Below are 10,112 nucleotides of genomic sequence, written 5' to 3' on the forward strand. Positions count from 1 at the left end.
CGGGGTGGTGGGGGCCGTGGGCGGCCTTTGTGGGGGCCCTGTTGGGGGGGGGGGGGGGGGGGGGGGCCTGGGGGTCCGGCGGGTCGGCGCGGGGGTTCTTGCCCCCCGGGCGCCGCCAGGGCCAGGTCCCTCAGGGCCTTGGCCACCACCTGGTGCGGCTCCAGCCACACCGCGTCGCGCAGGGCGCTGACGTCCATCCCGGCGCGCTCCTGGAACTCGGTGCGGGTGAACCCGGGCACCACCGCCAGCACGCGGACGCCGTACGGCTCCATGTCCACGCGCAGCGATTCGCTGAAGGCCGTGATCCAGGCCTTCGCGGCCCCGTACGTCCCGGTCGGCAGCAGTCCGGCCACCGAGGACACGTTGAGCACCGCGCCCCGGCGGCGCTCGCGCAGGCCGGGCAGTACCGCGTGGGTGAGCCGCAGCGGGACCTTGACCAGCAGGTCCAGCATCCGCTCCTCGTCCTCGACCGGGTTGTACGGGAAGGGTGCGGGGAGTCCGAAGCCGGCGTTGTTGACCAGGATGTCGACGGGCCGCTCCGGGTCGGCGAGTCGCTCCGCGACCTCGTCGAGGCCGTCGGCGTCGAGCAGGTCCGCGGGCAACACCTCGCAGACGGAGCCGAATTCCCGGGCGAGCCCCTCGGCGACCTCCTCCAGACGGGACTTGTCGCGGGCCACGAGGACGAGGTCGCAGCCCTTGGCCGCGAAGCCGCGGGCGAAGGCCGCGCCGAGTCCGGCGCTGGCCCCTGTGATCAGTACGGTGGTCAAGAGACGTTCACTTCCTGGCGGTTGCTGGGGTGAAAGCGGTGGTGGCCGGTGAGCCGTAGGCGCGGGCGACGTCCACGAGGAACCGCGCCTCGCCCTCCAGGTCCCCGCTGTCGGCCGAGGTCTGGATGGCGGCCGGGAGTTCCAACGCGTCCGACTCGCCGCGCTGTTGCGGGATTCCGGCGAGCTTGGCCCGGCGCGCCTCCTTCAGTACGCAGGCCAGCGCGGCCGCGCTGCGCCGCGGTTCGGGGACTCCGTTCCCGGCGACGTGGCCGCGCGCGAGCTCCGGCACCCCCGGGGCCACGTACTCGCCGAGGATCAGGATGGCGTCGCGGGTCTCGATGACCTTGCGGTAGACGAGCAGGTTGCGCGGGACCGGCGGCCACAGCAGTTCCAGTACCCGCGCGGGACGCGGCTTGTTGAGGGCGACGTGCGGCACGGCGTGGACCAGGTCGCGCCAGAGTGGCCAGAGCCGCCAGGCGGTGAGGACGTCGGAGGCCGTACCGCGGAAGGTGAAGAGCGTCGGGACGAGGATGGCGGCGGCGCGCAGCAGTCCGTGCGTGTTCATCAGCAGCGGGTTGGCGGGCATCGCCCAGGTGGCGCCGAAGAGCGCCTTGAGCAGGTACACGAACCAGAACACCCCGGCGAGCGCGGTGCCGAGGCCGAACAGCCGCAGTCCGGCGGCCAGTCCCCGGCTCTCGGTGCGCCCGCCGTAGCGCCAGCAGACGGACACGCAGATGGTGTTGGCGAGCAGGTGCGCGGAGATCAGCACCAGCCAGTAGGCGAGGGAGGGTACGGGGTCGCCTGCCGGCGGGATGGTGTGCGTGCCGTGGGCCGGCGCGGCCGCGTCCAGCGCGACGAGGGTGGCCAGCCAGACGAGCGTGCCGGCGCCCGAGGCGATCTGGAGCCGGCGGCCGCGGGTGGCGGAGGCCACGAAGTAGAGCACGGCGCCGGCGGACAGGACGCCTATGAGGTTGCGGACCAGGCCGATGGTGTGCGCGTACCCCGGGTCGCGGCCCATGGCGTACGCGACGACGTCGGGCAGGTTCAGGGTCATCGCGGCGGCGGCCGTCGCGACGGCGAGCCACAGGCCGCGCTGGTGCGGGGCGCGCAGGGCTCCGGGCGCGCGGAGCAGTACGGCGATCCAGAGGCAGACGACGCTGGGGACGGCGAGCGCGTCGCCGAGCGCCATGAGGTCAGAAGCCACGACGGCCCCGCCCCCGTCCGCGCCGCTCGTAGCCCATCGCGGACTCCAGCCGGGCGAGCGTGTCCCGGTCACCGGCGCCGTGGGCGTGGTGCGGGCCGGGGTTCGTCGTGCGGGTGCGGATCATGCTGGCGAGCATCTCCGCCTCCTGCTCCTGATGGGTGGTGTAGTTGGTGCGGCCGAGGACCGTGGGCACCTGCCCGCCGTCCTCGCCGCTCCCGGTGGGGTCCTCCGCGTCGAGCGAGTGGTGGCCGAAGAGGATGTGGCCGAGCTCGTGGAGCACGATGTGCTCGCGGTGCAGGGGGGTGGTCTGGGCCTCGTAGAAGACGTAGTCGACGCTGGCGGTGCCGACCCACAGTCCGCACACCCCGGACTCCGCCGCTTCCTTGGGCAGCGGGTGCAACCGGATCGGCCGGCCCCGCTGTTCGGCTATCCGGTCGCACAGCACCTCGAGGGAGAACGGGTGCGTCAGCTCAAGACGGCCGAGAATCGCCTCGCAGCGTTTGCGCAGACTGGGTTGCGGGTGGCGCATGTGTTCCCTCTTCGGACCCTTTCTCGGGCAACGTCGATAGGAGTGCGTGGGCAGGGGCATGACGTCCTTTGCCTTCAAGTGCCTTCAAGGCGAACTCGGGAGTGCGGTCCTGAGTGGGAAAACACGGACGCCCGTTCGCCGAAAGACGAACGGGCGTTCCACCATGCCTACAGATCTTGCAAGGGAGTTGGCAAGGTATGTCCCCATGTGAGGTACCTATTCGGCCAACCCGTCACACGCTGCCACGAACCGTCAGCGCTTGCGCCCGCCCCGCTCGTCGGGGCCGGTGAGACCGGCGCGCCGCAGGGCGTCGGCCATCGCGCTGTTGGAGGGTGCCGGAGCCGAGCCGCCCTGACCGCCCTGGCGCTGACCGCGGCCGCCGTCCCGGGAAGCACCCTGGCCGCGCTGACCGCCCTGACCGCCTTGGCCGCCCTGACCGCCCGCCGCGCCGCGCTGCTGCGGCGGCCGGCCGCCACCGCGCCGCTCGCCGCGCTCGCCCCGTTCGCCGCGCTCCTCGCGCTGCTTCGGCGCACGGTCCCCGCCGCGCTCCGCCTCGTCCTCCAGGCGCAGCGTCAGCGAGATCCGCTTGCGCGGGATGTCCACGTCCATGACCTTCACGCGGACGATGTCGCCCGGCTTGACCACGTCCCGGGGGTCCTTGACGAAGTTCTTCGACAGCGCCGAGACGTGGGCCAGCCCGTCCTGGTGGACGCCGATGTCGATGAAGGCGCCGAAGGCGGCCACGTTGGTGACCACGCCCTCCAGGATCATCCCCGGAGCCAGGTCGCCGATCTTCTCGACGCCCTCCTTGAAGGTGGCCGTCTTGAACGCGGGACGCGGGTCCCGGCCCGGCTTCTCCAGCTCGCGCAGGATGTCCGTGACCGTCGGCAGGCCGAAGGCCTCGGTGACGAACTGCTCGGGGCGCAGCGAGCGCAGCACGCCCGTGTTGCCGATCAGGGCCGCGACCTCGCTGCCCGCCGTCCTGCCCATCGTGCGGACCACCGGGTACGCCTCCGGGTGCACGCTGGAGGCGTCCAGCGGGTCGTCCCCGTCGCGGATGCGCAGGAAGCCCGCGCACTGCTCGTACGCCTTCGGGCCGAGCCGGGCCACGTCCTTGAGCCCCTTGCGGTTGCGGAAGGGGCCGTTGGCGTCGCGGTGCGCGACGATGTTCTCGGCGAGTCCGCCGCTGATGCCCGACACGCGCGAAAGCAGCGGCGCCGAGGCGGTGTTGACGTCGACGCCGACGCCGTTCACACAGTCCTCGACGACGGCGTCGAGCGAGCGCGAGAGCTTCACCTCGGAGAGGTCGTGCTGGTACTGGCCCACGCCGATCGACTTCGGGTCGATCTTGACCAGTTCGGCGAGCGGGTCCTGCAGGCGGCGGGCGATGGAGACGGCGCCGCGCAACGACACGTCCATGTCCGGGAGTTCCTGCGAGGCGAAGGCGGAGGCCGAGTACACGGAGGCGCCGGCCTCCGAGACCATCACCTTGGTGAGCTTCAGCTCGGGGTGGCGGGTGATGAGGTCCCCGGCGAGCTTGTCGGTCTCGCGGGATGCGGTGCCGTTGCCGATGGCGACGAGCTCGACCGCGTGTTCCTTCGCGAGCCGGGCCAGCTTGGCGAGGGCCTCGTCCCACTTGTTGGCGGGCACGTGCGGGTAGATCACGTCCGTGGCCACGACCTTGCCGGTGGCGTCCACGACGGCGACCTTCACGCCGGTGCGGAAGCCCGGGTCGAGGCCGAGGGTGGCCCGGGTGCCGGCGGGGGCCGCGAGCAGCAGGTCGCGCAGGTTCGAGGCGAAGACCCGTACGGCCTCGTCCTCGGCGGCCTGGCGCAGCCGCATCCGCAGGTCGATGCCGAGGTGCACCTGGATCTTGGTGCGCCAGGCCCAGCGGACGGTGTCGGCGAGCCACTTGTCGCCGGGCCGGCCGCGGTCGTTGATGCCGAAGCGCCTCGCGACCATGCCCTCGTACGTGGAGGGTCCGGGCGTCTCGCTCGGCTCCTCCGGTTCCAGGGTCAGGTCGAGGACGTCCTCCTTCTCGCCGCGCAGCATGGCGAGCACGCGGTGCGAGGGGAGCGCGGTGAACGGCTCGGTGAAGTCGAAGTAGTCGGAGAACTTGGCGCCCGCCTCCTCCTTGCCCTCACGGACCTTCGCGGCGAGCCGGCCGCGGCCCCACATGCGCTCGCGCAGTTCGCCGATGAGGTCGGCGTCCTCGCCGAACTTCTCGGTGAGGATGGCGCGGGCGCCCTCCAGGGCGGCGGCCGGGTCGGCGACGCCCTTGTCGGCGTCGACGAACGCGGCCGCCCGGGCCACGGGGTCCACCGAGGCGTCGGCCAGCAGGCCTTCGGCGAGCGGCTCCAGGCCGGCTTCGCGGGCGATCTGCGCCTTGGTGCGGCGCTTGGTCTTGAAGGGGAGGTAGATGTCCTCCAGCCGGGCCTTGGTGTCGGCCGCGTTGATGCGGGCCTCCAGCTCGGCGTCGAGCTTGCCCTGTTCCCGTACGGAGGCGAGGATCGCCGCGCGCCGGTCCTCCAGCTCGCGCAGGTAGCGCAGCCGCTCCTCCAGGGTGCGCAGCTGGGCGTCGTCGAGCATCTCGGTCGCTTCCTTGCGGTAGCGAGCGATGAACGGCACGGTGGAGCCGCCGTCGAGCAGCTCGACGGCGGACTTGACCTGCCGCTCCCGTACGCCGAGCTCCTCGGCGATCCTGCCTTCGATGGACATCGTCACTGTGCGGTCCCGCCTGCCTTCGTACGTGTACGTGATGGTGCTGCGTGCTTCGTCGGAAGGCTGCCAATTGTGGCAGGTGGCGGCCGCGGGCGTCGGGAGCCCTGTCCGGCCCGGGTCTCAGACCTTGCCGAACATGTCCTGGGGGAAGGCTCCGGCGAGGAAGGCCTTCATGGTGAAGCCGCCGCCGATCTCGGCGAGGCGGGCGAGTCCGGCCGCGCCGAGGTGCTCGTACGGGGCCGCGTCCAGGCGGTCGGTCTCCGCCTCCAGGGCTTCGCGCAGTGCCGTTCCCTCGGGCGTGAGCTCGCCCTCGGCGTCGAGCAGACCGCGCTCGCGCAGCCGCCCGGCCGCCGCGTCGAGGTCGGACTGGTCCCAGCCGCGTATCGACCTGAGGTACTTCGGGGTCATGCCGCGGCCGGTCGCCGTGTGGCTGACCAGGGCTTCGACGGGGTCCAGGCCGACGGTGAGCAGGGCGACGAGGTGTCCGTCGCCGCGGTGCTCGCGCAGCAGGGTGGTGGCGTGCCACAGACGCAGGTGCGGCTCCTCGGGTACGGGGAGGTCGGCGTGGGCCGAGTAGAGGGTGCGGGCGTGCCGGGTGCAGGCCGCGGTCGCGGTCAGGGCCAGCTCGGCGGCCTCCGCCATCTCCGGGGACTCGATGGTCTCGGGGCCCAGCAGCCGGCGCAGCGTGCTGTCGGCGGCCCGCAGCCGGGCGGCGAGGACCTGCTCGGGGGTGGCCGTGTCCCAGACCGCCGGGAGGTGCCCGGCGACGAAGTCGTGGCGGTAGTTGTAGAACGTCGCCGTCACCGTGCCGGCGCCGACCGCGCCCATGGCGGCGGACCGGGAGGAGAGGTTGATCGCGCCCCAGTCGGTGATCCCGAGGGCGGCGAACTCCTTCACGATGTCCGGCGAGAAGTAGACGGTGGCGTGCAGCGGGTTGATCGCCCCGTGCCAAGCGTGGCGGGCGGCGCGCTCGGGAAGTGTCATGGCGCGAGACTACCGACTGCTTGGTATGCCCGGAAGGAGCGGTAACCGGCCCGATCCGGTGGCCGGCCGTCCGGATCCGTGCAGGTGGCGGGGACCGCGGGCCGCCGGGCGCGGGGAGCGGGCCGCCGGGCGCGGCGAGCGCATACGGCCTGTGACGGCCGAATGGCGATCGTGTGACAGCAGGGGCCATGGACATGACGTGGGGCGGCGGGGGTGAATACGGTCCAACGGAAGCCACTCCCCTACCCATTGGAGTCCAAGGTGCACCGCAAAGTCATCGCCCCGAGCGTGCTCGCCGCTTCCCTCCTGCTGGTGATCCCGGCGTCGGCGGCGAGTTCCGGTCCGGGCGCCCCGGGTATCGGCGACCCCTATTACCCGGCCAGCGGCAACGGCGGCTACGACGTCTCCCACTACGACCTGCGCCTGCAGTACCAGCCCAAGACCGACCTGCTGGAGGGCACCGCCACCCTCCTCACCACCGCCAAGCAGGACCTGTCCCGCTTCAACCTGGACTTCGGCCTGGACGTCAGCGAGATCCGGGTCAACGGGGTCAAGGCGAAGTTCGCCAAGTCCGGCACCCAGGAGCTGGAGGTCACCCCGGCCTCCCCGCTGCAGCGCGGCCGGCAGTCGACCGTGGTCGTCAAGTACGCGGGCAAGCCCTCGGAGTTCAAGGTCGACGGCTGGTCGGCCTGGCAGCGCACCCCCGACGGCGGCATCGCCGCGCAGGAGCCCGACTCGGCGGTCTGGTGGTTCCCGAGCAACGACCACCCGCTCGACAAGGCCACCTTCGACATCTCCGTCAACGTGCCCGACGGCACCCAGGCCATCAGCAACGGCGTCCTGCAGTCGCAGAGTTCGCGCCTGGGCTGGACCCGGTACAACTGGCGCTCGAACAAGCCGCAGGCCACGTACCTCGCCACCCTGGCGATCGGCAAGTTCGACGTGACCACCGACAAGACCTCCAGCGGGCTGCCGATCCTGAACGCCTACAGCAAGGACCTCGGCGACAACGCGGGCGCGGCGCGGGCCAGCGTGGAGCGGACCGGCGAGGTCGCGGAGTGGCTGGAGGGGGTCTTCGGCCCGTACCCGTTCAACGCGCTGGGCGGCTACGTCCCGAACGTGCCCAGCGGCTTCGCCCTGGAGACGCAGACCCGGCCGTTCTACAGCCCCCGGCAGTTCGCCAACGGCGCGAACGTCTCGGTGGTCGTGCACGAGCTGGCCCACCAGTGGTACGGGGACAGCGTGTCCGTCGAAGGCTGGAAGGACATCTGGATCAACGAGGGCTTCGCCCGCTACAGCCAGTGGCTGTGGTCGGAGAAGGAGGGCGAGGGCACCGCGCAGGAGCTCGCCGACTGGGCGTACCAGCTGCGCGCGGCCGAGGACCCGTTCTGGCAGGTCAAGCCGGGTGACCCGGGCCCGGAGAACCAGTTCCACGGGGCCGTCTACGACCGCGGCGCGATCGCCATCCAGGCGCTGCGCAACGAGATCGGCGACGAGAAGTTCTTCCAGATCCTCAAGGGCTGGCCGACCGAGCGCGCCTACGGCAACGCCAAGGTCGGCGACTTCGTCCGCTACGCCGAGAAGGTCTCGGGCAAGCCGCTCGCGCAGCTCTTCGAGACCTGGCTGTACACCCCGGGCAAGCCGGCCGCCTCGGCGCTGAACCCGTCGGCTCCGTCCGCGGCGGCCAAGGCCCCGGGCGCCCGCGCCCTGCAGTCCCCGGCCGCCAAGCCGGCGGCGGAGCCGAAGTCCTGGAAGAAGATCGCCGCAACGGACTCGGTCCACGAGGGCCACTGATCCAGGGCCGTACGTAACCCCCCGCGCGCCGGTACCCCTCAGGGGGTGCCGGCGCGTCGGCGTGCGCGGGCGGCCCGGGCGATCGGGAGGTAGCGCAGGCGCTCGGGCAGCAGCGGTACCAGAACCCGTACGACGGTGCTGAACAGGCGCAGCCGGCGCTCCTGGGACCTGGTCCAATTCAGGCCGATGGCGGCGCGGGCGTCGGGCGGCATGTAGCCGACGGTGACGAAGGCCCGGAAGTGCAGGAACGCGGCCCGGAGCACCGGCCAGGCCAGGCGCAGCAGGATCCGGACCGCGAGCGGGCCGCCCTCGGGGCGGGGCAGCGGCGCATCGGTGGCGAGGAGCTCGCGGGCGACCTTGGTGGGCTCGATCTCCTCGGCCAGCATCCGGTGGTAGTACGGCCAGTACTCCTCGATGCTCTGCGGCATGTCCCGGTCGTGCAGGCCCAGGATCCGGCCGACCTGGAGCCACTCCCGGTAGAGCTGGCGCTCCTGGGCGGGGGTGAAGCGGCGCAGCAGGTAGCGCCCGGCGTGGAGGTAGACGGGGAAGCCGGTGGCGTGCACCCAGGCGTAGCAGGCGGGGTCGAGGGAGTGGTAGCGGCGCCCCCGGGTGTCGGTGCCCTGGATCTCCTTGTGCAGCCGGCGCACCCGGCGCCCTTCGGCTGCGGCGTCCGCCCCGCCGTACACCCACAGCTGGACGGAGCGCAGGGAGCGCTCGCCCCGGCCCCAGGGGTCGGTGCGGAAGACGGAGTACTCGTCGACTCCGGCCCCGATGGCGGGGTGGGCCACCTGCATGGTGAAGGCGGCGGGCAGCATGAGCAGCGCCCGGACGTCCCCGGCGATGGTCCAGAGCACTCCGCCGGGCGGCGGGGGCTCGGGGTCCTCGCGCCTCGCGGCCTTCGGCCGGGTCGTCGTGGTCATGCGTGCGCCCCCAGATGTCGGTCTCCGTTCATCCAGTATGACCGCGGACCGTGGGCGCACTCCTGTCCGGAGGGGCCGTGACCAGCCCCTCTTCGCCGGCGATCGGACCGGCGGAGTCCGATGTCCTCACGCCGGACAGAAAGTCGTGTCACGGGTGTTACCCAGAGGTAACCGCGACTGCTTGGATGGCGGAGCCGATCTTCCCCCACAGGAACGAGGGAGACCTCCATGTCGCACGTCCCGCCCCGCAAGGCCCGGTCCGCCGCCGCCGTCGTCGCCGCGATCGCCGCCGGCGCGATCGCCGCCACCACGGCTCCGGCCGCCACCGCCGCGGAGAACACCGCCGCGCCGCGGCTCAGCGTCCTGTCGTACAACGTGTTCCTGATGAGCAAGAACCTGTACCCGAACTGGGGCCAGGACCACCGGGCGACGGAGATCCCGAAGGCCTCCTTCTTCCAGGGCCACGACGTGGTCGTGCTCCAGGAGGCCTTCGACAACGGCGCCTCGGACGCGCTGAAGTCCAACGCCTCCGCGCAGTACCCGTACCAGACCCCCGTCGTGGGCCGCAGCAAGAGCGGCTGGGACGCCACCGGCGGCGCCTACTCCTCCACCACCCCGGAGGACGGCGGCGTCACGGTCCTGAGCAAGTGGCCGATCGTGCGCAAGGAGCAGGTTGTCTACAAGGACGCCTGCGGCGCCGACTGGTGGTCCAACAAGGGCTTCGCCTACGTCGTGCTGAACGTGAACGGCGCCAAGGTCCACGTGGTCGGCACCCACGCCCAGTCCACCGACCCGGGCTGCTCCGCGGGCGAGGCGGCGGAGATGCGCGCCCGCCAGTTCCGCACCATCGACGCGTTCCTGGACGGGAAGAACATCCCGGCGAACGAACAGGTCATCGTGGCGGGCGACATGAACGTCGACTCCCGCACCCCGGAACTCGCCTCGATGCTGGCCAACGCCGACCTCGCCGCCTCCGACACCCGCACGGGCCACCCGTACTCCTTCGACACCGCGCTCAACTCGATAGCGAACTACCGCTACCCGACGGACCCGCGCGAGGACCTGGACTACGTCCTGTACCGCAAGGGCAACGCCCGCCCGGCGAACTGGGAGAACAACGTGGTCAAGGAGCAGTCCGCCCCCTGGACGGTCTCCAGCTGGGGCACCTCGTACACCTACACCAACCTGTCCGA

General features: G+C 72.0%; 8 protein-coding genes. 2 read left to right on the forward strand and 6 right to left on the reverse strand.

Annotation, left to right across the window (positions count from 1 at the left end):
* The 5 genes from ACWGDE_RS31030 to ACWGDE_RS31050 form a co-directional block, all read right to left on the reverse strand.
* On the reverse strand, positions 1-767 hold a 767-nt coding region (locus tag ACWGDE_RS31030; protein WP_453392352.1), incomplete at its 3' end, for an SDR family NAD(P)-dependent oxidoreductase.
* 7 nt (positions 768-774) lie between these two features.
* On the reverse strand, positions 775-1,971 hold the full coding sequence (locus tag ACWGDE_RS31035) for an MAB_1171c family putative transporter (protein WP_453392353.1): 1,197 nt from the start codon (positions 1,969-1,971) through the stop codon (positions 775-777).
* Positions 1,961-2,500, reverse strand: a complete 540-nt coding sequence (locus ACWGDE_RS31040) for a hypothetical protein (RefSeq protein WP_453392354.1) — start codon at positions 2,498-2,500, stop codon at positions 1,961-1,963. The genes ACWGDE_RS31035 and ACWGDE_RS31040 overlap by 11 nt, the downstream gene beginning before the upstream one ends.
* 252 nt (positions 2,501-2,752) lie before the next feature.
* Positions 2,753-5,224: a Tex family protein gene (locus tag ACWGDE_RS31045; RefSeq protein WP_453392355.1), complete on the reverse strand. Its 2,472-nt coding sequence runs from the start codon at positions 5,222-5,224 to the stop codon at positions 2,753-2,755.
* A gap of 117 nt (positions 5,225-5,341) precedes the next feature.
* Positions 5,342-6,205: an SCO6745 family protein gene (locus tag ACWGDE_RS31050; protein WP_453392356.1), complete on the reverse strand. Its 864-nt coding sequence runs from the start codon at positions 6,203-6,205 to the stop codon at positions 5,342-5,344.
* Between the two features lie 261 nt (positions 6,206-6,466).
* On the opposite strand from ACWGDE_RS31050, the gene ACWGDE_RS31055 reads away from it, so the two are divergent.
* Positions 6,467-7,999, forward strand: a complete 1,533-nt coding sequence (locus ACWGDE_RS31055; protein WP_453392357.1) for a M1 family metallopeptidase — start codon at positions 6,467-6,469, stop codon at positions 7,997-7,999.
* Between the two features lie 38 nt (positions 8,000-8,037).
* Here ACWGDE_RS31055 and ACWGDE_RS31060 read toward each other — a convergent pair whose 3' ends face one another.
* Positions 8,038-8,919 (reverse strand): oxygenase MpaB family protein, encoded by an 882-nt coding sequence (locus tag ACWGDE_RS31060; protein WP_453392358.1) that lies wholly within the window; start codon positions 8,917-8,919, stop codon positions 8,038-8,040.
* 228 nt (positions 8,920-9,147) lie between these two features.
* On the opposite strand from ACWGDE_RS31060, the gene sph reads away from it, so the two are divergent.
* The coding region (gene sph, locus ACWGDE_RS31065; protein WP_453392359.1) for a sphingomyelin phosphodiesterase at positions 9,148-10,112 on the forward strand (965 nt) is incomplete at its 3' end.

Source organism: Streptomyces sp. NPDC054956 (genome assembly GCF_053609185.1).